At 69.6% G+C, this 25,309-nt stretch carries 25 protein-coding genes; 18 read left to right on the plus strand and 7 right to left on the minus strand.

Translation table 11 applies throughout. The annotated features are described in order from the left end of the window. Positions 1–15 precede the first annotated feature (15 nt). From E3O57_RS03605 to E3O57_RS03630, 6 genes are all read right to left on the minus strand, one after another. Positions 16–1,785: an ABC transporter ATP-binding protein gene (locus E3O57_RS03605; protein ID WP_103479120.1), complete on the minus strand. Its 1,770-nt coding sequence runs from the start codon at positions 1,783–1,785 to the stop codon at positions 16–18. 207 nt (positions 1,786–1,992) lie between these two features. Then, positions 1,993–4,287, minus strand: a complete 2,295-nt coding sequence (locus tag E3O57_RS03610; RefSeq protein ID WP_241990289.1) for an acyltransferase family protein — start codon at positions 4,285–4,287, stop codon at positions 1,993–1,995. 51 nt (positions 4,288–4,338) lie between these two features. Continuing rightward, positions 4,339–4,749, minus strand: coding sequence for a flagellar assembly protein FliW (locus tag E3O57_RS03615; protein WP_103479121.1), 411 nt, complete (start codon positions 4,747–4,749; stop codon positions 4,339–4,341). After that, on the minus strand, positions 4,746–5,633 hold the full coding sequence (gene flgL / locus E3O57_RS03620; protein WP_103461898.1) for a flagellar hook-associated protein FlgL: 888 nt from the start codon (positions 5,631–5,633) through the stop codon (positions 4,746–4,748). Before flgL ends, E3O57_RS03615 begins: the two co-directional genes overlap by 4 nt. Positions 5,634–5,636: 3 nt before the next feature. Beyond that, positions 5,637–7,082 (minus strand): flagellar hook-associated protein FlgK, encoded by a 1,446-nt coding sequence (gene flgK, locus E3O57_RS03625; protein WP_103479122.1) that lies wholly within the window; start codon positions 7,080–7,082, stop codon positions 5,637–5,639. Between the two features lie 33 nt (positions 7,083–7,115). Continuing rightward, entirely contained in the window at positions 7,116–7,601 is a 486-nt protein-coding gene (locus tag E3O57_RS03630; protein ID WP_103479123.1) for a flagellar protein FlgN, read from the minus strand. A 400-nt stretch (positions 7,602–8,001) separates the two neighbouring features. Between E3O57_RS03630 and E3O57_RS03635 the strand changes: the two genes are divergently transcribed. The 17 genes from E3O57_RS03635 to E3O57_RS03715 all read left to right on the plus strand — a co-directional run bounded on the left by E3O57_RS03635 (position 8,002) and on the right by E3O57_RS03715 (position 22,837). Beyond that, positions 8,002–8,937, plus strand: coding sequence for a sigma-70 family RNA polymerase sigma factor (locus tag E3O57_RS03635; RefSeq protein WP_103461895.1), 936 nt, complete (start codon positions 8,002–8,004; stop codon positions 8,935–8,937). A gap of 84 nt (positions 8,938–9,021) precedes the next feature. Further along, complete coding sequence (locus E3O57_RS03640; RefSeq protein ID WP_088455988.1) at positions 9,022–9,864, plus strand: flagellin; 843 nt, start codon at positions 9,022–9,024, stop codon at positions 9,862–9,864. A gap of 149 nt (positions 9,865–10,013) precedes the next feature. Next, the gene (fliD, locus tag E3O57_RS03645; RefSeq protein ID WP_103479124.1) at positions 10,014–11,342 is read left to right on the plus strand and encodes a flagellar filament capping protein FliD; all 1,329 of its coding nucleotides are present in this window, start codon (positions 10,014–10,016) and stop codon (positions 11,340–11,342) included. Then, positions 11,342–11,836, plus strand: coding sequence for a flagellar export chaperone FliS (gene fliS / locus E3O57_RS03650; RefSeq protein WP_241990290.1), 495 nt, complete (start codon positions 11,342–11,344; stop codon positions 11,834–11,836). The genes fliD and fliS overlap by 1 nt, the downstream gene beginning before the upstream one ends. Next, on the plus strand, positions 11,823–12,215 hold the full coding sequence (locus E3O57_RS03655) for a hypothetical protein (RefSeq protein WP_088455990.1): 393 nt from the start codon (positions 11,823–11,825) through the stop codon (positions 12,213–12,215). Before fliS ends, E3O57_RS03655 begins: the two co-directional genes overlap by 14 nt. Positions 12,216–12,367: 152 nt before the next feature. Next, entirely contained in the window at positions 12,368–12,709 is a 342-nt protein-coding gene (locus E3O57_RS03660) for a flagellar basal body protein (RefSeq protein WP_088457967.1), read from the plus strand. Beyond that, positions 12,709–13,101 carry a flagellar basal body rod protein FlgC gene (locus tag E3O57_RS03665; protein WP_088455991.1) on the plus strand — a complete coding sequence of 131 codons (393 nt, stop codon included), beginning with the start codon at positions 12,709–12,711 and terminating at the stop codon, positions 13,099–13,101. Before E3O57_RS03660 ends, E3O57_RS03665 begins: the two co-directional genes overlap by 1 nt. Next, entirely contained in the window at positions 13,101–13,412 is a 312-nt protein-coding gene (gene fliE, locus E3O57_RS03670) for a flagellar hook-basal body complex protein FliE (RefSeq protein WP_103461893.1), read from the plus strand. Before E3O57_RS03665 ends, fliE begins: the two co-directional genes overlap by 1 nt. Further along, the gene (fliF, locus tag E3O57_RS03675; protein WP_103461892.1) at positions 13,412–15,028 is read left to right on the plus strand and encodes a flagellar basal-body MS-ring/collar protein FliF; all 1,617 of its coding nucleotides are present in this window, start codon (positions 13,412–13,414) and stop codon (positions 15,026–15,028) included. The genes fliE and fliF overlap by 1 nt, the downstream gene beginning before the upstream one ends. Further along, positions 15,025–16,044: a flagellar motor switch protein FliG gene (gene fliG / locus E3O57_RS03680; RefSeq protein WP_370289794.1), complete on the plus strand. Its 1,020-nt coding sequence runs from the start codon at positions 15,025–15,027 to the stop codon at positions 16,042–16,044. Before fliF ends, fliG begins: the two co-directional genes overlap by 4 nt. Further along, positions 16,028–16,699 (plus strand): FliH/SctL family protein, encoded by a 672-nt coding sequence (locus E3O57_RS03685; RefSeq protein WP_206750286.1) that lies wholly within the window; start codon positions 16,028–16,030, stop codon positions 16,697–16,699. The genes fliG and E3O57_RS03685 overlap by 17 nt, the downstream gene beginning before the upstream one ends. Beyond that, positions 16,696–18,048, plus strand: a complete 1,353-nt coding sequence (locus tag E3O57_RS03690) for a FliI/YscN family ATPase (protein WP_103479126.1) — start codon at positions 16,696–16,698, stop codon at positions 18,046–18,048. Before E3O57_RS03685 ends, E3O57_RS03690 begins: the two co-directional genes overlap by 4 nt. Further along, on the plus strand, positions 18,045–18,524 hold the full coding sequence (locus tag E3O57_RS03695) for a hypothetical protein (protein ID WP_088455997.1): 480 nt from the start codon (positions 18,045–18,047) through the stop codon (positions 18,522–18,524). Before E3O57_RS03690 ends, E3O57_RS03695 begins: the two co-directional genes overlap by 4 nt. Beyond that, positions 18,521–19,234 (plus strand): C40 family peptidase, encoded by a 714-nt coding sequence (locus E3O57_RS03700; RefSeq protein ID WP_088455998.1) that lies wholly within the window; start codon positions 18,521–18,523, stop codon positions 19,232–19,234. The genes E3O57_RS03695 and E3O57_RS03700 overlap by 4 nt, the downstream gene beginning before the upstream one ends. A gap of 452 nt (positions 19,235–19,686) precedes the next feature. Further along, a complete protein-coding gene (locus tag E3O57_RS03705; RefSeq protein WP_133159756.1) occupies positions 19,687–21,009 on the plus strand; it encodes a flagellar hook-length control protein FliK in 1,323 nt (440 codons plus the stop codon). A gap of 66 nt (positions 21,010–21,075) precedes the next feature. Continuing rightward, a complete protein-coding gene (locus E3O57_RS03710; protein ID WP_103479128.1) occupies positions 21,076–21,522 on the plus strand; it encodes a flagellar hook assembly protein FlgD in 447 nt (148 codons plus the stop codon). A 130-nt stretch (positions 21,523–21,652) separates the two neighbouring features. Next, positions 21,653–22,837 carry a flagellar hook protein FlgE gene (locus E3O57_RS03715; protein ID WP_103479129.1) on the plus strand — a complete coding sequence of 395 codons (1,185 nt, stop codon included), beginning with the start codon at positions 21,653–21,655 and terminating at the stop codon, positions 22,835–22,837. Positions 22,838–22,859: 22 nt separating this feature from the next. Here E3O57_RS03715 and E3O57_RS03720 read toward each other — a convergent pair whose 3' ends face one another. Continuing rightward, on the minus strand, positions 22,860–24,458 hold the full coding sequence (locus E3O57_RS03720) for an HNH endonuclease signature motif containing protein (protein ID WP_134456565.1): 1,599 nt from the start codon (positions 24,456–24,458) through the stop codon (positions 22,860–22,862). Positions 24,459–24,595: 137 nt separating this feature from the next. Here E3O57_RS03720 and E3O57_RS03725 point away from each other — a divergent pair, with 137 nt between their 5' ends. Beyond that, the gene (locus E3O57_RS03725) at positions 24,596–25,300 is read left to right on the plus strand and encodes a hypothetical protein (protein ID WP_103479131.1); all 705 of its coding nucleotides are present in this window, start codon (positions 24,596–24,598) and stop codon (positions 25,298–25,300) included. Positions 25,301–25,309: the final 9 nt, after the last annotated feature.

Below are 25,309 nucleotides of genomic sequence, written 5' to 3' on the forward strand. Positions count from 1 at the left end.
GGTGGCTGGGTTCTGTCAGGAGTTCTGGTGCAGGACGATGGCCGAGTACCGGCCGCCGAGCGCCATCAGTTCGTCGTGGCTGCCGAGTTCGACGATGCGGCCGGCCTCGATGTAGACGATCCGGTCGGCCTCACGGATGGTGGACAGCCGGTGCGCCGCGATGATCGTCGTGCGATCGCGGAAGAGGGTGCTGAGGGCATCCTTGACCTTCTCCTCGGACACGGAGTCGAGGGCGCTGGTGGGTTCGTCGAGCACGAGGATGCGCGGGTCACGTACCAGGGCCCTGGCGATGGCGAGGCGCTGGCGCTGGCCGCCGGAGAGCCGGGCGCCCCGGTCGCCGACCACGGAGTCCAGGCCAGCGCCCTGGCCGGCGAGGATGTCCAGCGCGTTGGCGCCGGCCAGGGCGGCCAGCACGGCTTCGTCGCTGACGCCGGTCAGGCCGTAGGCGACGTTGTCGCGGATGGTGCCCTCGAACAGCACCGATTCCTGCGGCACGACGGAGACGAAGAACCGGGCGCTGCGCAGGTCGAGGGTGGCGGCGTCGACGCCGTCCAGCAGCAGCCGCCCGGTGCTGGGCCGCACGAAGCCGAGGACCAGGTTGAGCAGGGTCGACTTGCCCGACCCGGACGGGCCGACCAGCGCGATGGTCTCGCCGGCCCGGATCGACAGGGAGATGTCCCGCAGGGCGGGCCGGTCATCCTCGTAGCTGAAGCCCACGCCCTCAAGGTCGATCCGGCCGGCAACCGCTGTCACGAGCTGCTTGCCCTCGTTCACCTCCACGTCTGGCTCCTCCATCACCTCGGCGATCGACCGAATGGAGTCGATGCCCCGGGTGAAGATCGGCGTCACATTGAGCAGGGCCACGATGCCGCCCGTGAGCACCGTGAAGTAGGTGCTGAGCAGCACAACCTCGCCCGGGCTGATGGCGATGACCCGGGTGATCGATGCCGCGGATGCGCCGATCAGGCAGATCACGCCGAGCGCCTGGTACGACAACCAGGAGAGCGCCCCGAACCGGCCGTTGAGGGTGTCCAGTGCCTGCCCGGCCACGCGCACGTTCTCGGCCTGGCCGGCGACACGACGGGTGGCGACGCGTTCGAGGCCGTGCCCGCGGGTGATGGGGATCAGCGCCGCCATCTCGCCCACACCGGCCGAGAATCGTTCCACCTCGTGCCGGAAGTTCTCGTTGCGGTCGGCGGCGCGCGATCGGATGTAGCCGATGAGCAGCACGGCCAGGGGCACGGTGACGGCGAAGACTCCGACGAAGGCGGGCACGGTGAGGGCGGTCAGCACCACCGCGCCGGTAAGGGTGAACAGGGCGGAGAGGAAGGTGGGCAGGGCCTGCTGCATCATCATCTCGATGCTCTCGACATCCCGCACCACCTTGGTGTGCACGATCGAGGCGCTCTGCCGGTTGTGGAAGCCGATCGACAGCCGTTGGAGGCGCTCGGCGAGGGCGTTGCGCACATCCACGGCCATCGACCGGATCGCCCGGCTGGACAGCCGCACGAAGATCATGTGGAACGGGTAATTCAGGCTCAGCAGTGCCAGGGCGCAGGCTGCCCAGAGCCACAGCTGCGGCAGGGGACCGCGGTCCACGACGATGTCGATGACGGCCGCGGTGATCGGCGGCAGCAGCCAGGCCGGGCTGTCCTTGATGAGAAATGCCACCGTGGCCAGGGAGAGTCGGCCGCGGTGGGGGATCAACAGGCGCAACAGCGAGCGGACCGGGGAGGAGGCGACGAAGGACCGTTCGATCGATCGCAGTGCGGAATTATCACCCATTGAAGACCTTTTGGAGCTCATCCGCGGCGCTTGATGGCGCGGCGGCAACCTCGACACTGGTCGAGGGGCTGGAGGTGCGTCCTCAGCCGGGAGCTGTCGGAGCCCACGGCTGTCGCGGGGTGAGGTCGCCGGCACCAACGCTGGTGCCAGCACCGACTATACCGGCGTTGAGAGCGCGGCCACACGACCGGATTGCGGCACGCCGGGTCAGATGACGCCCAGGGCGGTGAGGGCGTCGCGGATGGCCGGGGCCACGTGTACCGCGTACGCGGGGGTCAGGTGCACGGTGTCGTACTTGGTCGGGAGGGTTCCGGCGAAAGCCGGGCAGATGCCCGCCGAGCAGCTGAAAGGCAGCGAACTGACAAAATGGTCACCGGTCGCAGACGGGGCCGACAGCCCTGCGGCGAACTGCTGCCAGACCGATCCGACCCCGACGTTGCAGTCCTGCGGACTGGACACCGCCGAGTAGCACCGGCCGAGATCTGCCCCGAGCGGTGGGGGCGCGAGGTAGACGATCTTCCCGGCGGCGTTGTAGCCGGCCGTTTCGGCGAGGGTCGATGCGACCAGGCTCTCGACCGACAGCGGTGACCGGTTGGCGTCCTGCCCCTCGGCGAAGGCGTTGGCCACCACCACCAGCTGCGGGGCGTCCGCGACGATCCGGTCGCTGATGTCGAGTTTGCGTTGCGGGCAGGCGTCCATCACCCCGGCACCCTCGTTGGCGACCAGCACCTCGGTGAACCGGCAGCCGTAGAGCCCGATCGTGGTGATCTTCCACTGTCCGTCGCTGGCTTCGGCGATGGCCTTGAACGCGGGGGCGTAGGAGAGTGCTTCCGAGTCGCCGACGAGGTACATATGGTTGGGGGCGCTGTCGGCACCCCAGGTGCAGCGGCCGAAGTCGGGGGTGTCGCCGATGTCGAAGCAGTCGCGTGCGGGGTTGTCGTTCGAGGTCCGTGCCATGGCGTCGTCGAGGGAGGGGGACAGGTTGTCCGGCCAGGCGGTCGCGGCCACGGCGGCAGCCAGCTCGGCCTGCAACGCCACCTCGGGGTTCACGGCGGAGTCGGCGCCTGCGACCGAGGGCGCCTCGGTCGTCGCCCGCCCGCCGGCGGGCTGGAATGACACAGCGACGACGATCACGATGACGAGGACGCCCATCGACGACAGGATGAACTGGCTGCCGAAGGCCTCTCGCCAGCTGTGCCAAGCGTCGCGGCGCTCACCGGCCGGGCGGCGGCCGCGCAGCCAGGGGGAGCGGTGGAACGGCTGTTCAACAAGGTAGTACGACGTCACCGAGACGGCGAGGATCGTGCCGAGAATGACCAGGGTGCTCTGCAGGCTCTGGGCGGGAAGCAGCATGCTGAGGAAGACGAAGACCGGGAAGTGCCAGAGGTACAGCGAGTAGGAGATGTTGCCGAGATACACGCTGACCGGGTTGGTGAGCGGGACCAGGGTGCGCTGCGGGCCGCCGATACCGGCTGCGAGCACGAGCGCCGTCGCCAGCACGGGGAGGGCGGCACCAGGGCCGGGGAAGGCGATGTCCCCGGTGACCACGACGAACGATGCGACGATGCCGGCCAGGCCGGCCCAGCCGAGGACGACTCGCCAGGCGACGGGCATCCGTGCGGCCAGCGGGGCGGCGACGGCCAGGATCGCGCCGATGCCGAGCTCCCAAGCCCTGGAGAACGTCGAGAAGTATGCAACTGTCGGATTCGTTGCGCTGTCCCAGACGGCGTAGGCGAAGGATGCCGCGATGACGACGGCCGCGAGGATGCCGACGGAGCGCCGGCCGCGACCTGGCGTGCGGGATCCCCGGGCCAATACGAACAGCACCAAAACCATCAGCCACGGCCAGACGAGGTAGAACTGTTCCTCCACCGAGAGCGACCAGTAGTGCTGCACCGCCGAGGCCGGCGCGAGGGCACTGAAGTAGTCGGTGCCGAGGGCAGCGAACCGCCAGTTGGCGACGAAGAGGAACGACGCGCCAGCGTCCCACAGGGTGGACATCGCCCGGGTCTGGTTGAACAGGACGGAGCCGATCGCGCCGGTGGCGACGAGCACCACGGCCGCGGACGGAAGGAGGCGGCGGAGCCGACTGCCGTAGAAGGACCGGAGCGAGATACGCCCGGTGCGCTCGTGTTCGCGCAGCAGGATGCCCGTGATGAGAAAACCCGAGATGACGAAGAAGATGTCGACACCGACAAATCCGCCGGCGGGCCAGTGGAGCACGTGGTCGAAGATGACGGCGATGACCGCGAGGGCTCGGAGCCCCTGGATGTCCCGCCGGCGGGTGGACGGCGGCGCGGCTGGGGGCCTGGTCGGCGGCCGGGCCGGTGGCCTCGGGCGGGGCTGCGGGGCCTCGGCCGGCGCTGTCGTGCGGATCGTGACGGTGCGGGTGGCATTGGGGCGGGAGGCGCCCGGGCGGGACGGCGTCGGTCGGGACGGCGTTCGTTGGGACGGCGGGGTCGCTGATGCGTCGGGCGGTGTTGCCCCGATCCCAGTGTGCACGCGTCCTCCAGCTATTGAACCGTTGCCGAGCCTATCCCGACGGTGCTCGTTCTAGACGGCAGGGTCCTGCAGGTCCTGCGGCGCGGCGCGTGGGGTGAGCTCGGCGCGGAGCGGCCAATCCTGGCCGTCCAGGATGATCTGGGCGCACCGGCCGGTGTCGGCGTTCACCACGATGGGAGCCATCAGGTTCACGGTCGTGCCGGTCTCGCCCGGGTTGGTCACCACCAGGACCATCGCCTGCTCTGGTGCGGCGAGGTCGAGGGCCCTGGCGTGCTCGTCGGAGATCACGGGCGTGTAGTCCGGCAGGTACACCGACGCGTCGAGCACGAACAGCCGGGTGTGCTCGTCGATGGCTGACTGCAGGGCGAACAGTCCGGCGGCGCCGGTGATCTCGCGCAGCTGGAAGTCGGTCAGCGGGGCCAGTCCGGGCGGCGGGGAGAGGAAACTCAGGGTGGCGGTCATGAAAGGAAGTCCATCAGGGTCGGTTGAATCACGCGGGCGGTGACGGCGAGGGCGGACTGGTAGGCGACCTCCTGCAGCTTGAGGTCGAGGATCACCGTCGCCAGGTCGGCATCCTCGAGCTGCACCCGCTGTGCCTCGAGGGTGCCCTTCTGGGTGACCAGTGCCGCGGTGGCGCTTTCGATGCGGGTCTGCCGGGCGCCGACGTCAGAGTTGGCGGCGATGACCCTGTTCAGGGCGGTGTCAATGGCGCCCAGATGGCTCGACACCGTCGCTGGCGAGTTGCGCAGGGCATCCGAGACCGTCGCGAGCAGGGCGAAGATCGAGTCGGGGCCACTGCCGAAGACGGCGGAGCCGTCGGCATCCACCCGCACCGTGCTGTCGGCGCCCACGCGCCGGTCGACCCCCGGGGTGGATCCGCCGCTGTGCACGCCGGCGTCGGTGAACGCCACGCCGGTGTCGGAATTGCCGGCGAAGACGGTGCGGCCGAGGTGCGTCGCGTTGGCCTGGCTGAGCAGGTCCTGTTTGAGGCCGTCGATCTGCAGGGCGATGGCTTCCCTGGCAGCCGGCGACATGGTGCCGGCGTTCGCGCCCTGAACGGTGAGGTCGCGCACCCGGTTCAGGATGGTGGTGCTCGCGCCGAGCGCGGTGTCCAGCGTGGTCAGCCAGCCGTTGCCGTTGTCGGCGTTGCGGGTGTACTGGGCGGTGGCACGCTGCTCGGCACGCACCGCGAGGGCGTTGGCGGCGCGGGCGGGGTCGTCGGAGGCCCGGCTGATGGTCTTCAGCGAAGAGGACTGCTCCTGCAGCTGGGCCAGGCGCTGGGCGCTGGCCTGCAGATTGGCCTGGGCGGCGCGCATCTGGGTCTGGCTGGTCACGCGGGGGATCATCGGCTACCTTCCCACCAGTCCGGTGCGGTTGATCAGGGTGTCGAGCATCTCGTCCACGGCCGTCATCACCCGGGCGGCGCCCTGGTAGGCGTGTTGGAAGGTCAGCAGATTGACGTTCTCCTCGTCGATGTCGACCGAGGAGTTGGACAGCTGCAGGGTGACCGCGGCGGTCGCCGACAGGTTCGCCGACGACGCCTGGGCGAGTTCGATGCCGGTGGCGACGCCGAGCCTGGTGACGAATTCGGACCAGACCGAGTTGGGGGAGGCGACCGGGAGCCCATCCTTGTCCACCGCGTGCTTGGTACCGAGCTGGGCGATCTTGTCGGCGTTGGCGCCGTTGGCTGCCCCGGCACCGACGGCGCCAGCGGCGATCTCGGTCGCGTTCTTCGGAGAGACGCCCAGCGTCGCTGCGGCATCGCCCGCGACGTAGTCGAAGAAGGTGCCGCCGGGGATTCCAGCGCTGGTGACCCCACCACGATGGATGCTGTTCACGGAGTCGGCCAGGTGGGTGGCGAAGCCGTTGTAGGAGGCGGCGGCTTCGGCGAGGGCGCCCCCGGTGCCATCGGTATCCGCCGGTCCCAGCAGGGACAGGGCGCCGGCAAGCTCGCCGCCGTCTACGGCAACGGGCTGGCCGGGGTGATGGGACCACTCGAGCTGAACGGGGCCGTTGGCGACCGCCAGGCTGGTGGGCCCGGTCACAGTGAGCACCTGCACGTCGGTACCGGACACCAGGGGGTTTCCGCCGATCAGGACGTCCACCGTGCCGTTGGCCTGGGGGCGCACGCTGGCCCCGGTGATGGCGGAGATCGTGGCGGTGAGCGCGTCACGCTTATCGATGAGTTCGTTGGCCGACCCGCCGGAGGCGAGGGTCTGGCGGATGATGCCGTTGAGCTCGCCCACCTGCGCCGCGGCCCCGTTGACCTCGATGACCAGCGCGTCGGCGCTGCTGCGTACAACGGCCCATTCGTCGGTCACGGCGCGGTATCCGGCGGTGATCTGGCTGGTGAGCTGGCCGGCCTCGCCGAGCAGCAGCCCGGCGGATGCGGCGGGGTCGGCCCCGTTGGCGAGATCCTGCCAGGCCGCCCAGAATTCCTGCAGCTGGTGGGAAAGCCCGTTGACGCCGGGTTCCTTGAGCGAGTTCTCGACCGAGCCGAGGGCATTGGCGCGCACGGCGGTGTAGCCGGCGGTCGCGGCGGTCGCCCGAACCTTGGCATCCAGGGTGGCACTGCCCAGGCGCGCGATGCCGTCGACGGATACTCCCGTGCCGGGGGTCGCGCCCCAGGCGACGAGGCCGGCCCGCGCTGCGGCGTTGGTGGCGGAGGTCGTCACCCGCTGGCGGGTGTAGCCCTCGGTGTTGACGTTGGCGATGTTCTGCCCCACCACGTCGAGCCCGGCGCGTGCCGCGACGAGTCCGGAGTATGCGGTGTTCAACCCGCCGAATGTGCTCATGGGGTCCTCAGTGGTGGAGTCATCGCGGAAGTCTCACAGGCTCTGGTCGAAGAGTCGGGCACCGGCGCTCTGAGCCCCGGAGGCACCGCGGGAATCGTAGGTGGTGGCCTGCGCGTCGACGCCGGCCAGGGATTCCTGGGTGTAACGCGCGGCCGAACGCAGGAACTGCTCGTTGACGTCCCGCAGGCTGCGGATCTGCGCGATCAGCTCGGTCATGGCGGTGAGGTGGGCGCTGAGGATGTCGCCCCACGGCCCGGCGGGAGCCTGCTGGACGAGTTCGCTCAGCGTAGCATCCGCTGAGGTGCCCCACTCCGCGGCGACGGCCGCCACCTCGACCGATCGGCCCAGGCCAGCCTCGCGCACCAGCTCGAGCACCTGCTCGACCTCGCGGGTGGCGTGCTGAACCCAGCGTGTGCGACCGGCGCTGAGCAACAGCTGTTCCTCGTCGAGTTTGAACACCAACAATTCCAGCAGCTCGCGTTCGCGCCATAACAGCGCGGACAATTCATTGGCGCTCACGTCGACACTGCCTTTCCGCCCCTGCAGGCACCGTTGGTCCATCGTACGAGCCCATGCTCGTTCGGGGGTACTATCGGCCGGTTCTCCCGGTTGGTTAGCGGAATTCTGGTCACACGGCGCACGCAGGACCCGATTTCCGGTGGCCGAGTCCTCTAAAGAGAGGACACCGTAAGCCCCGTTCTGGGGGCACGCCTACGCCAGAATCAACAAGCGCGGTTGTTACCGTAATAGCTAGGCGAAAACACACCGAAACGGGACCCGAACCCCTGTTCCGGCGGGCTGTTTGCGCTCTTGATACGACGTCACCCCCCACGCGTGCTTACCCGGCAGTGAAACGCAGAACCAGTTTTGCGCTCACCGTCAGCGAGAACAACGCCGGCACCAACCAGGAGGGCAACCGTTGAACCGTTCGGAACGTAACCGGCTTGTCGTCGACAACCTGCCCCTCGTCGGCTATCTCGTCTCCGAAGTCTGGGCCAAGGCTCGCCACCTCTCCCGCGACGACCTGGCCTCGGCCGGCTCTCTGGCCCTGATCACCTCCGCGGACGCGTTCGACCCGGCCCTGGGCGTGCCGTTCGGCGCCTTCGCCCGCCGCCGCATCATCGGTGCCTTCGCCGACGAGATGCGCTCCAACGACTGGGCCACCCGGATGGCCCGCCGCCGCATCAAGGACACCCGCCAGGTGCAGGAGACCCTCGCCTCCGCGCTCGGCCGCAGCGCCACCGTCGACGAGATCGCCTCCGCGCTCGGCGTGGACCGCGAGACCGCTCTGGCCGGCCTGGCCGACTCCGAGCGCACGCTGAGCACCCTCGACGACAGCACCGCCGAGTTCCTCGTCGCCGACACCGTGCTCCCCGAGGAGTCCCTGCTGTCTGCCGAGCGACTCGCCTACCTGCGAGCGGGCGTGTCTGCGCTGCCCGAGCGGATGCGGCTGATCATCGAGCAGGTCTACTTCGAGGACCGCTCGGTCAAGGAGATCGCAGCTAGCCTCGGCATCACCCACTCCGCCGTGTCCCAGCAACGCTCGGAGGCCATCCGGTTGTTGCGTGACGGCCTGGGCACCCACTACGCGGACGACGCGGAGGCCGACTTCGTACCGGAGTCCACCGTGGCGCCGGCTCGCCGCAGCGCCTACCTATCGCGGATGGCCGACCAGGCGATGCTCGGCATGGCCCACCTGGCGCACGACAGGATGCCGGCCGCAGTTCCCGTCCTCTCCGCGGCCCCCGCCGCTCCCATGGCTTACACGGTCGACGGGTTGGCCGGCGTCACCGATATCGCCCACGCGGAGGCGGTCACGCTCGACAGCCGCGAACTTTTCTCCAGCAACGGCTAACGCGCCGCGGGGTGGGGCCGATAGGTCTCAGTGTCAGCCCATGGATGGGCCGGCGCACACCACCCAATCACGGAGGAACACATCATGGGTATGCAGATCAACACCAACCTCGCGGCGAACAACACCTACCGCAACCTGGCTTCGACCCAGACCGACATGGCCAAGTCGCTCGAACGCCTCTCCAGCGGCCTCCGCATCAACCGCGCAGGCGATGACGCGGCCGGTCTGGCCATCTCCGAGGGACTGAAGTCGCAGGTCGGTGGCCTCACGGTCGCCAGCCGCAACGCCCAGGACGCCGTCTCGGTCATCCAGACCGCTGAAGGTTCTTTGAGCGAGGTGCAGACCATTCTGCAGCGCGTTCGTGACCTCGCCGTTCAGGCCGGTAACGGCTCGAACAACGCCAAGTCCCGCGACGCCATCGCCACCGAGGTCACGGCGCTGGGCCTGGAGCTGACCCGCATCAGCGAGTCGACCAACTTCAACGGCACCAAGCTGCTCAACACGGCGGCTGCGACCACCGACCTGACGTTCCAGATCGGCGCCGGTGGCACCGCCGCAGCCGACCAGATCGACGTCAAGCTCACCGACGTTTCCGCCATCGGAACCGCCGTCTCCGGACTCGCGACAGCCGGCTTCGCCGACTCCGCAGCGGCACTCGCGACGATCAACACGATCGACGGCCACATCACCGCTGTGTCCACCTCGCGCGCCTCGCTCGGTGCCGACCAGAACCGGTTCGAGAGCGTCATCCGCAACCTCGCCGTCTCCAAGGAGAACCTCACCGCAGCCGGTTCGCGTATCCGCGACACCGACATGGCCGAGGAAATGGTCAAGTACACCCGCTCCAGCATCCTGTCGCAGGCCGGTACCGCCATGCTCGCGCAGGCGAACCAGTCCAACCAGGGCGTTCTCTCGCTGCTGCGCTAAATCACGGACTGACCGACCGACCGGCCCAAAAGCCGCAGAGTCGACTGACCGGGAATCGGCCGGTGGCACGCACGATCTGACCTGGACCTCAGACCGAGCGGGCCGCCGGCCACTCGCACACCCGCAGACAACGGAACGGACACGGCACCATGGGACTCTCCATCGATGGCCTGATCAGCGGCCAGGACACCACGACCCTGATCAACAACCTCATCGCGGTCGAGGCGATCCCGCAGACCCTGCTCAAGGGCAAGGTCTCCGCCGCCCAGAACTACACCACCGCCGTGCAGGGCCTGAACACCCAGGTCGCCGCTCTCAACGACGCCGCCACCAAGGCCGCCAAACCCGCCAGCTACGACCTCTACACCGCCACCAGCAGTTCCAGCCAGGTCACCGCGACCACGAGCACCGGCGCCGCCGCCGGCGTGCTCGACATCACCGTCGGCCGGCTCGCGCAGAACCAGGTCACCGTCACCGGGCCGCTCACCGCCTGGCCCGACGCCACCCTCACCCTCACCGACGCGGCCGGAAAAGCCACCGTGCTCACCCCGGCCTCCACATCGCTCGACGACGTCGTGACCGCCGTCAACGCGGCCGGGCTCGGCATCACCGCCACCAAGGTCGCCGTGGGCGCCGACGGCTTCCGCGTGCAGTTCAGCAGTGCCGCCCCCGGCGCCGCCGCGTCTTTCACTCTCACCGGCGGCACGGTCCCGACCACCCAGGTCAAGGCCGCCCAGGATGCCCAGGTCACGCTGTGGGCCGGCACCACGGCCGAACAGACGATCACCTCGGGCAGCAACACCTTCACCAACCTGCTGCCCGGCCTGGATGTGACCGTCCAAGCGGTCTCCACCACACCGGTCACGCTCACCGTGACACGGGACGACGCCGCCATCACCAAGATCGCCGGCGGCCTCGTCAGCGGCCTCAACGACATCTTCGCCGTCATCACCAACCGGTCGGCCGTGTCGACCACGACCGACTCCACAGGTAAGAGCGTCACCACCGCCGGGCTCTTCGCCGGCGACGGCACCATCCGCACGGTCAACCAGAACCTGCTCACCGCCGCGTCGATGCCCGTGGACGGGCGCTCCCCGTCGGAGATCGGCATCAGCATCACCAAGAGCGGCACCCTGGAATTCGACGCCGAGAAGTTCGCCGCTGCCCTGGCCAAGGACCCGGCCGGCGTGATGAAAACCGTGCAGGAGATCTCCGGCCGGGTCGCGTCGGCCGCGGCGACGGCATCGGACAAATACGACGGCACCCTCACCACCACCATCACCAGCCAGCAGTCCCAGGTGCGCACGATGGGCCTGGAGATCAGCGACTGGGACCTGAGGCTCACGGCCAAACGCACCTCGCTCGAACGGGTCTACACGGCCATGGAATCCAGGCTGGGTGAGCTGAAAACGCAGTCCTCCTGGCTCACCTCGCAGATCAATTCACTACCCGATACCTACACAGGGAGCTCCAGCTGATGACCACCGCACTGTTCCCACCCCACCAGCTTTCGATGCCACAGCAGTCAGCCCAGCCTTCGGCGGCCCAGCTGGCCGCCGCACAGGGCAAACGCGCCCAGCTCAACCGTGAGGCCGTGCTGTCGGCCACGCCGGTGCGCCTGCTCACCATGCTCTACGACAGGCTGATGCTCGACCTGGACCGCGCCGAGGCCGCCCAGGACGGCGAGAACTGGCCGATCGCCTCCGAGAACCTGCTGCACGCGCAGGCCATCGTCGACGAACTCACCACCTCGCTCAACGTCACCGCGTGGGACGGAGCCGACGGGCTGCTCGCCATCTACACCTACGTCTCGAACGCGCTGATCGGTGCGAACATCCACCGTGACGTTGCCCGCACCCGGGAGAGCATCGTTCTGCTCGAGCCGCTGCGTCAGGCCTGGCACGAAGCGGCCGCTGCGTTGCCGGCGACGCCGACCGCGGCGAGCGGAGAGGGCTACCGTGGAGTCGCCTGAGGTCCACTCCAGCAGCGCCCGGCCCCACAGCACCCGTTCGGGCCTCGCCGCGCCGGGGGAGCCGCGCACCAGCAACGCCGAATGGCTGCAGGTGCTCGACGAGCTGGAGACCAGCCTGGGCAGCGGTGCCCGGGACGCCGTGCTCTCCGCCCAGGGCGGCCAACTCGTGACCGGGGTGCAGTGGCGTGCCCCCGAACACATCGGCCAGCTCCCGCGCGAACTCGAGGAACGGGCGCGGGTGCTGCTCACCGGCCAGCTCGAACTGATCCGCGAGATCGAGGATGCACGCCGCTCCGCCGGCGCCCACCTGGCCGCCGTGCGCACCATCCTCTCCACCCACCTCTCCGACCAGCCGGTCTATCTGGATATCGCGGGCTGACCCGGCAGAATTTCTGACAGATTCCCTGACAAATATCCCGAAACGTCCTAACGAACGCTCGTCGACGGCCGATAGCTACGGATGAGCACGGATTGCTCATCACAGGCCACGGATCGGCCGTCCGGCACATTGACGACGAATCGGGCCCCTGCGTGATTGAATCCGTGACCACCGCGGCGCTGACCAGCGCCCTGGACGGACTGGCCCTGCGCCAGCGCACCATCGCGAACAACATCGCGAACGTGAACACCCCCGGCTACCAGGCCCAGCGGGTCTCGTTCGAGGACGCCCTCGCCCAGTCGGTGCGGGACGGCGACGGCCACACCGCGGCCAGCACCGCACGCTCGCTGGAGCCGACCAGACTCGACGGCAACAACGTGAACCTCGACACCGAAACGGTCTCGAACATCGACACCGTGCTGCGCTACCAGTTCGCCGCCCAGGCCGTGGCGGGCGCCGACTCGAGCATGCGCGCAGCGCTCCGGACCAGCTGATGGGCCTCGACGCTCTCGGCATCGCCGGCACCGGTCTCACCCTGCACCGCAAGTGGCTCGACGCTGTCGCCGACAACATCGCCAACGCCAACACCGCGACCGCCACCTCCGGGGATGCCTTCCAGGCCCGGTACATCGTCGCCCAGGAGGGTGAGGGCGTCTCGGGTGCCTACGTGGCCGGCGCCGCGCTGGGCGACGCCGAGGGCCTGCTCGTCTACGAACCCGACAACCCCATCGCGGATGCCGACGGCTACGTGCGCCGCCCCGACATCGACATGGCCGAACAGATGGGCGAGCTGATCATGGCCCAGCGCGGCTACCAGGCCAACGCCGCGGTCATCGACCGGGCCAAGACCTCCTATGAAGCCGCCCTGCAGATCGGACGCAACTGATGACCATCCCCGCCATCGGCTCCGTGCCCGCCGTCAGCGCCACGTCGTACCTGCCCGCCAGCACGGCCACGGGCGCCACCGAATCCTCTGACACCGGCTTCGCCAGCGCCCTCACCGGCGCGGTGAACAACCTCCAGCAGCTGCAGTCCACCTCCAACAGCTACGCCATCCAGGCGGTGACGGGTGACCTCGACGACATCCACACCGCCACCATCGCGTCTTCACGCGCCGCGGTCACCCTTGAGCTCGTCGCTGCCGTGCGCAACAAGGGCGTCGAAGCGTTCAACGACATCATGAGAATGCAGGCCTGATGCCCGCTCAGATCACCTCGGTGTTCCGTCGCCTGGGCAACGCCGTCCGCGAATTCACCGTCGCCCAGCGCACCATGGCCATCATCGGGGTCGCCGTGCTCGCCCTGGGCACCGCCGCGCTCACGATGTGGGCCACCCAACCGGCGTACACCCCGCTGTACTCGGGACTGAGCGGCTCCGACGCCAACACCATCGTGGAGCAGCTGCGCACCGACGGTGTCGCCTACGAGCTGAGCGACGGGGGAGCGACCATCCTGGTGCCGGAGGCCGACGTCTACGACCAGCGGCTCAAATCCGCCGCCGCCGGCCTGCCGACGTCGAGCACCGGAGGCTACTCGCTGCTGGACACCATGGGGGTCACCGCCTCCGAGTTCCAGCAGTCGGTCACCTACAAGCGGGCCCTCGAGGGCGAACTCGCCGCGACCATCGAGGCCATGAAGGGTGTGCAGACCGCTTCGGTGCGGCTGGCGATCCCCGAGGCCACGGTGTTCACCGAGGAGACCAATGATCCCACCGCATCCGTCTTCGTGGGCACCCGGAACGGCGTCACCCTGAACGCCGAGCAGGTGCAGGCCATCGTGCACCTCACCAGCGCCTCCATCGACGGCATGAAGCCCACGGATGTCGCGGTCATCGACGCGGCCGGCGTCGTGCTCTCCGCCGTGGGCGTCGGGGCCACGGGGTCGGCCGGCCAGCAGGCCGGCGACTACGAGGAACGGGTGCGCGGTTCGGTGCAGGCCATGCTCGACAAGGTCGTGGGACCCGGCAACGCCACCGTCGTGGTCGCCGCAAATATGAGCAACCAGAGCGCCCAGGTCGTGGAGGAGACCTTCGCGGTTCCCGAGAACGCCCCGGCGCTCAACGAGGCCGTGACGACAGAGTCCTACTCCGGTGCCGGGGATGCCGCGGCCGGTGTGCTCGGACCCGACAACATCGCCGTGCCGGCCGAGACCACGGCGGACGGCACCTTCACCAGCGAGGACACCACCCGTAACAACGCCATCAACAAGGTCACCGAAACGCGCACGGTGCCCGCAGGGGAGATCAACCGGCAGACGGTGTCGGTGGCGGTGAACGCCGCGGTCGCCGAAGACCTCAACGTGACCGACCTGACCAGCCTGGTGTCCTCCGCCGCCGGCATCGACGTAGCCAGGGGAGACGCCGTGACCGTGGAGGTCGTGAGCTTCAACGCCGCCGGCGCCGACGCCGCGGCTGCGGCGCTGGCCGAGGCCGCCGCGGCCGAAGAGGCCGCCCGCAATGCCGGCATCCTGCAGGTGGGGCTGATCGTGGCCGGCACCGTGATCGCTTTTGTGCTCGGGCTGATCCTCTATGCCAGGCGCTCACGCCGGCAGAGCCGCAAGGCCATCGAGCTGAGTGACCTGGTGCAGGCGCGGTCTGCGCTGGATGCGCCGACGGTGCCGTTGTCGTTGCCGCCGCAGATGGCGCCACTGTTCATCGACTCCACGCCCACCGAGGTCTACCCGGTCGCCGGCGGCGGTGCCCTGCCCAGCGGCGGCGACCAGCGGGTGGCCGACATCGACGCCCTTGCCCTGCGTGACCCGCAGATGGCGGCCGAGATGCTGCGCGGTCTGATGGACGATCGGCAGCCCGCATGATGGACGCCAAGACCGGCCTGACCGGCACCCAGAAGGTGGCCGTGGTCCTGATGACCATGGACCAGCAACGCGCGTCAGAGGTGATGAAGCAGTTCTCCGAGGTCGAGGCGGCCGAGATCATCGCCGAAATCGTGCAGCTGCGCCGGGTCGACGCGTCGGTCATGGACAGCGCCGTAGCCGAGTTCCACGAACTCACCACCATCGGCGCCCGCAACCCGCGCGGCGGTCACGCCGTCGCGGTCGGACTGCTGGAGAAGTCTTTCGGCGCCGAGCGGGCGGCCGGCGTGATGAGCCGGGTGGCGACCTCCATGGCCGGCAAGGCATTCGAGTTCCTCGACACCGTCGACTCGATGCAGGTGCTCGCGCTTCTCGACGGCGAACTGCCGCAGACCATCGCCCTGGTGCTCGCCCACCTGCGTCCGGAACACGCCTCCGCGATCCTCTCCGGGCTGGACGGCCCGGTACGCACCGATGTCGCCCAGTGCATCGCCTCCACAGGGCCGGCCACGCCGGAGGCCGTGCGGGTGGTCACCGACATCCTCAAGAAACGCATCGGAGCCGTCGCCGCGTCGCGGGACTCCGCCGAGGTCGTCGGCGGTGTGCAACCGCTGGTGGAGATCATCAACCGCGCCGACATCAACACCGAACGGGCCCTGCTCGAGGCGCTGGATGAACGCGACCCGGTGCTCGCCGAAGAGGTGCGCTCCCGCATGCTCACCTTCGCCGACATCATCAAGCTGGAAAACCGCGATGTGCAGCTGGTGCTGCGCGGCATCGACGCCGCCGTGCTGGCCGTGGCCATGAAGGGGTCCACCGAGCTGGTCGTCGACATCATCCAGCGCAACCTCTCCGAGCGGAACCGCGAGATCCTCAACGACGAGGTCACCGGCCTCGGACCGGTGCGGGTCTCGCAGGTGGAAGAGGCCCGCGCCACCATCGTGCGGTCGATCCGCGACCTGGCCGCGCAGGGCGCGATCACCGTGCAGCGTGCCGACGAGGATGACTTCGTTGTTTAGCGCGGCACGCACCGGCGCTGGGGTTCCGGATGCCGACTTCTCGGCGCTGGTCTTTCCCACCCTCGCCGACGCCGGGGGGAATATCGGACGCGATGACGACCGCACCAGGGTCGAGCGCCAGTGGCAGGCCAGAGGCCACGCCGCCGGGTACGCCGAGGGACTGCGGGCGGCGGCGGCGGCCGTCGACGCGCGGGTGGCCACGCTCGAGGCCGAGCATGCCGAGCTGATGCAGGCCGCCGGCCGGCAGCGCGACCGCACGTTGGAGGTGCTCAACGCCGTGGTCCGCGCGCTCGAGACCCGTACCGTGCCGGTGCTCCACGACGTCGAAGACACCCTGCTCGGCGCCGCCGTCGACCTGGCCGAGGCGATCATCGGCCACGCTCTCGCCGACGAGGCGACCGCGGTGCGCTCGGCGCTGGCTCGCACCCGGGCCGACGGGGCAGCGGGGTCTCTCGGTCACACTGTGCGGCTGAACCCGCACGACCTCGCTGCCCTCGACGGCTCCGCGCTGGCCGGGTCTGGCGTCACCCTGGTGGCGGATGCGAGCCTGTCCCGCGGCGACGCCGTCAGCGAGTTCCCCGACGGCTACCTCGACGCCCGCATCGGCAGTGCCCTGCAGCGGGCAAGGGCGGCGTTGGCCGGAGGCGTGTCATGACCCTCACTAGGCCGGACAGCACCGACCGCCTGGCCAGAGCCCTGGCGGCGGCCCGCCCGGAGCGGGTGGGCGTGGTCTCGTCGATCGTGGGCCTGAGCGTGGACGTGCGCGGGCTGAACGGCGCCATCGGCGACCTCGTCGTGATCGGCGGACCCGGATCGCAGGCAGGCACCGGTGCCGGGGGCGTTGACGCCGAAGTCGTGGCCACCACCCCCGATGGCATGCGCTGCATGCCGTTGGCCAGGCTCACCGGCATCCGGGTCGGCGACCCCGTGCGCGGCGGCGGCACGGGCTTTCTCGTCCCCACCGGTTCGGGCCTTCTCGGCCGGGTGATCGACGGGCTCGGCCGTCCCATCGACGGCAAGGGACCACTCGTCGCTGCGCAGCGGGTGCCCCTGGACCACGACAGCCCGTCCGCCATGGCGAGGTCGCGCATCCAGTCGCCCTTGCAGCTGGGGGTACGGGTGCTCGACACCCTCACCACCGTGGGCAAGGGCCAGCGGATGGGCCTGTTCGCCGGTTCCGGCGTGGGCAAGTCGTCGCTGCTGTCGATGATCGCCCGCGGCACCGATGCCGAAGTGTCGGTGATCGCCCTGGTGGGCGAGCGCGGGCGCGAGGTGCGCGAGTTTCTCGAGGACGACCTCGGCGCCGAGGGACTGGCCAGGTCGATCGTCGTCGTGTCGACCTCGGACGAGCCGGCCATGATGCGCCTGCGGGCCGCGTTCGTCGCCACCCGCATCGCCGAGTCGTTCCGCGACCGGGGTGCCGACGTGATGCTGATGATGGACTCGCTGACCCGGGTGGCGATGGCCCAGCGGGAGATCGGACTGTCGGTGGGCGAGCCGCCCGCCACTCGCGGCTACCCGCCGTCGACGTTCTCACTGCTCGCCCGCCTGCTCGAACGGGCCGGCACCGACCAGGCCGGCTCCATCACCGGCATCTACACAGTGCTCGTCGACGGCGACGACCACAACGAACCCATCGCCGACGCCGCCCGGTCCATCCTCGACGGCCACGTGGTGCTCGACCGCAGACTTGCCGTGCTCGGCCATTTTCCCTCTGTCGACGCCCTCGCCTCGATCTCCAGGGTGGCCTCACGGGTGACGACGCCTGAGCAGGCCGCCGTGGCCGGCACCCTGCGTGCGGTGCTCGCCGCCCGGCGCGCCGCACAGGACCTGCTCGACGTTGGCGCCTATCGCCGCGGCACCAACCCGTTGGTCGACGCCGCCGTGGAGCACGACGCCGCCATCACCGCGTTCCTGCAGCAGCGGATGGACGAGCACACCCCGGCCGCCGAGGCCTGGGACAGACTCGCCGCGCTGGCCCGGCTGCTGGGCGGTGCCCGATGACCCGCCAGTTCTCTCTCGCCGGCCTGCTGCGCCTGCGCCACCTGCAGCAGGACCAGGCCGCGGGCGACCTCGCCGTCGCCAATGCACGGCTACGGGCCGCCGCGACCCGCATCGACGAGACCCGTGCCGCGCTGGAGCACCTGCCGATCAGCGCCACCGGCGCCGACACCCTTTACGCGATCGCCGCCGCCCGGGCGTCATCCCGCAGCATGCTGGCTGAACTCGCGGCCCTCGACGCGGTCGCCCAGCAGGGCGTCGTCGACGCGCAACGCGAATTCGAGTCGAGGAAGTCCGCCGCCGTGAGCCTGGAGAAGCTCGAGGGGCGCCACGGCGACCTGGCCGCGGCCGAAGACCTGCACGCCGAACAGACCATCATCGACGAGATAGCGTCGACCGGCTGGCACCGACGGCTGGGCGACGAACGAGCCGGCACCGCTTCGTCGGGCACCGGGGCACCAACGGGGGAGAAGCGATGACGATGGTGGAAGCGCTCGGCCGGATGGGCGAGATTCAGGCCAGGCTGGTGCAGCTCAACGACCTTGTCGCCGGCGGTACCGGAGCGACGAGCGTCACGGCCGGCAGTGGGGCCGGGTCGTCAGTCTCCGCGACCAGCTTCGCCGATGCCCTCGCCGCGGCCACCGGCACGACAGCCCCGACCACCGGCGCAGCCGGCTCGGGAGCGACCGGTGCCGGCGTCGTCGCGGCGGCCGAGAAGTACCTGGGCGTGCCATACGTCTTCGGCGGCGAGGACAGCACCGGAATGGACTGCTCGGGTCTCGTGCAACGCGTCTACGCCGACCTCGGCATCGAGGTGCCCCGTCTGGTGTCCGGGCAGATGACCATCGGCACCGAGGTGGCGTCGCTGGCCGAGGCCAAGCCCGGTGACCTCATCGTCACCGGCGGCGGCGACCACATCCTGATCTACGCCGGCAACAACCAGGTGATCCACGCGCCATACGAGGGGCGCACGGTCAGCAAGGTGGATGCCTACATGGACGATTCCGAGATCACCACCATCCGCCGGGTGATCCCCGATCAGGCGGCCACCGCCAGCGTGGCATCGAGCTCCACCGACCTGCTCACGGCGGCATTCGCGTCGATGTTCAACGGCGCCGCGTCCAACGGCAGCGCGTCCACCGGCTCCTCGTCCGCTTCGGCACTGTCCCTGTCTGGATTGCTCTCGTGACCGCGCCCACGCAGTTCCCTCGGGCCCCGGGAGCGCCCGGGGTCGCCCCCGGTCGCGGGTCCCGCGGTTCCCAGCCGGATCCCGCCGTCGGCGCCGACGCGTTCGCGGGAGCGTTGCGCGGTGCCGCGTCCGGTCCGGAATCCGGCGCCGGATCGGTTGGGGCACGTCGCGTAGCTTCTGCAGGCCCCGGCGGTGCTGGGCCCGGGGGAGCTGTCCGTAGCGGTGTTCCTTCCAGCGGTGGCACCGCGCTCAGCAGGCCCGTGCCCACCCGGCCCTCACCCACCACAACCGCATCCGCGAGCCGCACCGAACCCAGCGACACTGAACCCGGCGACGACGCTGAACTCAACGACGAACCCTTCGCGTCTGCGCCTGCCGCGTCCCTTCCCACAGGGTCGCCGTCGGTATATTCCGCAATCGTCGCGTCACCTCAGCCGGGATCAGGTTCGGCCGTGGCCGGAGCCCTGCCGGGCGGGATGAGCCAAGCGTCGGCTTCACCTGCCGATCCCGGCGCCACCCCGATCGGCCCCGGCATCGTCGCCCCGGTCGGAGCGGGGGATGCCGGTGTCGGATCCGGAGCCGGCCCCGCTGCGCCGATGGCACCGGCCTTGGGCCAGCCGGCGGGAACCGCCGCCACCGGGCACGCAGCACCCGCTACTACCGGGAGCACCGACACCAGCATCGCCCCGATCGGCACCGCGGCGAACGGCACTGCCGCGGACGAAACTGCCGCGAACGGCACCGCCGCGGACGGGGCCGCGTTGATCGCGCCCGCAACGGCCGCCACTGCCGCGACCCCTAGTGCCGCGACCGCCGCTGTCGCGACCATCATTGCCGAGACCACCCCTGCCGCGAACGGGACCTCGTTGACCGCGGCCGCAGCGACCGACACTGCTCCGACCACCACTGACGCGACAGTCACCGACGCGACAACCACCGACGCGACCGCCCCTGCCGCGACCGCCTCTGCCGGCACCGCGGCTGCCGCGACCGGCACTGCAGCGACCGGCACCGCAACGACCGGCCCTGCCGCGACGGCGACTGCAGTCACCGGTGCTGGCACGACGGCGATTGCGGCGACCGATACTGCCGCCGGCGCCGCCGGTGCCGTGGGGTCGCCCCGGACGCCCGGTGCGGCTACAGACGAACCCGCTGGCGCTGAGGCACCAGCGGCCGGCCTCACTCTGGCGGCCGCCTCCGGGCCGGTGGCCGCGGTACCCGTCAACGGCTCAACCGCCGGTGCCCCGGCGCTTCCGCCCTCTACCGGTCCTGCCGTTCCGGCGCCGCTGGCGAGCCAGGTGGCCCGTCCGCTGTTCACCCTGGCGGCCGCCGGACCCGGTGAACACACGATGTCGATCAGCGTCACTCCCGACGATCTCGGGCCGGTCCTGGTGCGGGCGCAGATCAGCGCCACCGGCATCCGTCTGGAGCTGTTCGCCCCTACCGACGTCGCACGGGACGCGCTGCGGCTCATCCTGCCCGACCTGCGCCGCGACCTGGCCGGCGGCGCACTCACGGCGAGCCTCGACGTCTCCGCGCGCAACCAGCCCGGCGACGCCGGCTCGTCAGGCCGGCAGGACCGCAACGCCGATCAGCCCGGCCAGGGAAATCCGGCGCTCGGCGGTGGTCAGCACGGAGCCCATGACCGCCGCCGGGAATCCGGTGCCGCCGATCAATGGCTGCGGTCCCCGCCGATCGGCGCGGATACGGCGGACTCCGCGGCTGACCCGACCCGATCCGACCTGGCCAGGGGACGTGTTGATGTTCTCGCCTGACCCACCGCCCAGGAGCACCTCACCCCGCACCTCACCCCGCACGCAGCCTCCCAGAAACGAGATCCCATGACAATCGACGCCGTCGGCTCCGTGTCCACCGCCGCCGCAGACTCCAGCGCCGGAGCCAGCCTCTACTCGACGACACCGGTGCGCACTCCCAAGCAGACTCTCGATTCCGAGACCTTCATGTCGCTTCTGGTGGCCCAGTTGCGCAACCAGGATCCGAGTTCGCCCATGGACACCAACCAGATGATCTCTCAGACCACCCAGCTGGCCATGATGGAGAAGCTCACCGCGCTGTCCACGACCGCGGACGAGAACTTCTCGCTGCAGATGCGCACGGCCGCTGCCGCTCTCGTCGGCCAGAGCGTCACGTACACGGATGCCGCAGGCGCCAGCGTCACCGGCATCGCGTCAGCGGTGTCCTACGCCGGCCCGGTGCCTCAGGTCACCGTCGGCACGGCCAGCGTGGCTCTCGACGCGATCTCGGGGGTGACCGCCCCCACCGGGTGATCCGGCACCGCGTTCGCATCCAGCGAGCCCGCCCCTCGCCAGCTCGATCTGCACCAACACGACACCCGCCCGCAAACCGGGCGAGGTCGCCGTACCCTTCCTCCTCATCACCTCCTGAAAGGCAGCACTCATGCTTCGCTCCCTGTACTCCGGTATCTCCGGCCTTCGCGCCCACCAGACCATGCTCGACGTGACCGGCAACAACATCGCCAACGTCAACACCACGGCGTTCAAGGGCTCGGCCACCCAGTTCCAGGACACCCTCTCCCAGCTCACCCAGGGCGCCGGCGGCCCGGGCGCCACGACCGGAGGCACCAACCCGGCGCAGGTGGGCCTCGGTGTGCAGGTTGCCGGCATCGCCACCAACTTTGCACAGGGGTCGTCGCAGGCCACCGGCAAGGCATCCGACATGCTCATCTCCGGCGACGGGTTCTTCCTCACCCAGCAGGGCGGCGAGACCATCTACACCAGGGCCGGCTCCTTCGACTTCGACTCCGCAGGCCGCCTCGTCACCCCGTCTGGTGCGATCGTGCAGGGCTGGGGCGCGGTCGACGGCGTGGTCAACGAGGGCGGTGCCGTCGGGGACCTGTCCCTGCCGCTGAACGCGGTCATCGCGGGGGACAGGACGAGCAAGGTAACCATGACGGGAACGCTGCCCTCCGACGCCATCGTTGGAACCGAGTTGGTACGTGACATCAAGGTTTACGATGCCTCGGGTGCAGCTCGCACGCTCTCCCTGACCTTCACGAAAGCGGCAAGCGGCTGGACCGTCGGTGGCGTGGACGGCACTTCCTCCGGATCGACCGCGCTGGCCTTCACCGGCAAAGGAGTGACCTCCGGCGGCACACTAGACATCGGGGACATCACGACCACCGGCATCAGGATTGACCTGAGTACGCTGACCGCACTTGCCGGAATCAGCACTGTCACGGCCTCGTCTCAGGACGGCACCGCGCCCGGATCACTCGAGTCCTACTCCTTCGGCAAGGACGGCACCCTCATCGGCCTGTTCAGCAACGGCGAGCAGAAGGCGCTGGGCCGGATCGCCCTCGCCACCTTCACCAACCCCGGCGGGCTGGAGAAGACCGGCTCGAACGGCTACCGGGCCACCTTCAACTCCGGCACCGCCGAACTCGGCGCGCCCGGCTCCACCGGGCTGGGCTCGCTCACCGGGGGAGCCCTGGAAATGTCGAATGTCGACCTGTCGCAGGAGTTCACCAACCTGATCGTCGCCCAGCGCGGCTTCCAGGCGAACGCCCGCATCATCACCACCTCCGACGAGGTACTGCAGGAACTCACCAACCTCAAGCGCTAACGCAGCGCACGTGCCGGCTTGATCAGGCCCTGGGCGGTGCTGTTGTTTCTGGCGGCCCGTCCCGGGTGCGGCCGGGCATCTCGATGAGTGCTTGGCCGGGGTCGATGGTTGTGGGTGGGCGGAGCCAGTAGCGGCCGGTGTTTTCGAAGATCTGCCAGTGCTGGTTGTGGAGCAGCAGGTGGTGGGCGGGGCAGAGCAGGATGCCCTGGTTGATGTCGGTTCTGCCGTGGTCTCTGAGCCAGTGTTCGATGTGGTGGGCTTCGGTGAACGCTGGTGGGCGGTCGCAGCCGGGCCACCTGCAGCCGCCGTCGCGGGCGGCGAGGGCTCGGCGTTGGGCCCGGTTGAACAGGCGTTGTTCGTGGCCCAGGTCCAGGGGCCGGTTGAACTCGTCGACGGTGATCTCAACACGTCCCGAGTCGCAGATGAGGCGTTCGATGGTTTCGGGGGAGACCGGGGCGTTGTTGCCCTCGATGTAGCCGTGCCCGGTTTGGCCGGGTAGGCAGATCAGGATGTCGTCGGCGGCGGCCGGTCCTGTGGGTGCGGCGGGTCTGGCCGTCGTGGCGGTGGTGGTGAGGATCTGCACGGCGGGGCGGCGGCCGCCGAGCATCTCGTTGGGGTTGATGGTGGTGCCGGCTTTGAGGAGGTCGAGGAAACCGTCGCAGGTGATTTGGCTGGTGTTGCGGGGGTCGTTCTTGACGCGTTTGGCCCAGGCGGCGCGTTCGGTGTCGACGAAGCGCACGCCGCCGCGGCGGGGGCTGGTGAGACTGTCGAAGGTGGCTTTGATGAACTCGCCCTGTTCCGCCGGGAAGAGCCCGTCGATGCGGACCTGGCCGGTGTTCAGGGTCCAGATGCGCAGGTAGCGGTCGTCCCAGGCTTTCTGTTCTCGCACCCTAATGCCGGCCTCGTCGAGGCTGTCGCGCGTCTGCCGGGCCCGTTTGAGGAGCTGGTCCACGTCCATCGCCGCGGCGTCGGCGAGCAGCCCGGCCAAGGCATCGGCGAGGACCGGGCCGGTGACGACGGTATCGATGTCGCCCAGGCCGGTGCGTAGGGCGTGCGCGGCATCGATCGAGAGGGTTCCGCCGGTCACGGCGTGCGAGATCGGTGCGTGCCACGGCATCGGCGCCGGCAGCGGAACGACCGGAGCGACCCCGCCGTGGCCGTCGAACCCGTCGACCCCATCAGGGATGTCCGGGTCCAGCGCCCCCTCGAGCAACCGGCGGGCCGCTTCGGCGTCGATCGCGGCCGCCTGCGCTTGGGCGTCTTCAACCTCGGCGAGCATCCGGCCCACCCCCACGAGCTTGCGGGACTCGACCTTGCTGGTGCCGGTCAGCTTCTGAATCAACCCCTCGGGATTCAAAAAGCCCTGCTGCGCAGCCAAACCGGACTGGCCCAGCTCCCACCGGGACCGCTGGGCCAGGGTCTTCGCCAGCCACGCCTTGCGGGTGTCCAGCTCGCGTTGGGCCCGGGCCAGGGTCTGCTGACCGGACAGGACAGCGGCATCCGTGAGCTTGTCGTAATCGACACTGCAAGAGCCCAGTCGGGCCACGTCGACCGCCGCATCCACCAGCCCATCGCCGCGGGAAGCGGCGAAGATGTCTGCGATACTCGACTGGTTTGTCATGCCCCGAATCTAGCCCGATTCCGAAACTTTGTGTGAGCAAAAGTCAACTTGTGGATAACCTCTTTTTTGGGCCATTCCTGGGCCCCGTGCGTTAGCTTGACCTCATGGACGCACGAGCGATCGGCTATGGGGGACACATGAGAACGGCAGCAGCCAGGGCCACGCGGGCCGGAGCCATCCTCGCCGCGGCTGCGCTCTGCCTGGGCGTTGCGCTGGCCCCGGCACCGGGCACCAGCGAGGCCAATGAAGCGGCGGCACCGTGGCGCGTCACCGAGCACGCCGGGGCAGGGCTCGCCACCGACCATGACGCCATCATGGCTCGGGAGATCTACCCCGGCCACACCCTTGCCGAGCTGAACTACTCGCCTCAAGAGCAGGAGTGGGCGCTCTACCAGAAGCCTCTGGGTGACGCCGCGAGTGTCATCGAGACCGAGTTCGCCGACGACTACGCCTACTGCTACTTCGGAGAGTCGCACACCTTCACGATGGGCTTCGCCGGCGATGCGCCGGCCGGGGCGATCGCGGTGCTCGATGCTACCGGTCTGCCTTACACCACCATCGAAGGCCTCGGCTTCTCTGCGACCGAGTACCAGGCCGCCGCTGACGCCGTGACAAGCCAGGTCGTCGATGCACTCGACGAGGCGGGACTGAGATCGACTGCAGGATTCACGGTCGGGTCGGATCCCACCACTCAGCCCCGAGTCATCGTGGTGTCGATCATGGGTGACAACGCCGCAAGCCGCCAGGCGGGGATGGCCGCTGTCGGCGCACCCACGATCAGCGCGCCATTCTCGGTGACCGTCCTCGAAGGCGACGGGATGCCCACCGTGGTTGCGTTCTAGCCCGCACGG

This window comes from Cryobacterium sp. TMN-39-2, assembly GCF_004402745.1.
GTDB classification, from domain to species: domain Bacteria; phylum Actinomycetota; class Actinomycetes; order Actinomycetales; family Microbacteriaceae; genus Cryobacterium; species Cryobacterium zongtaii.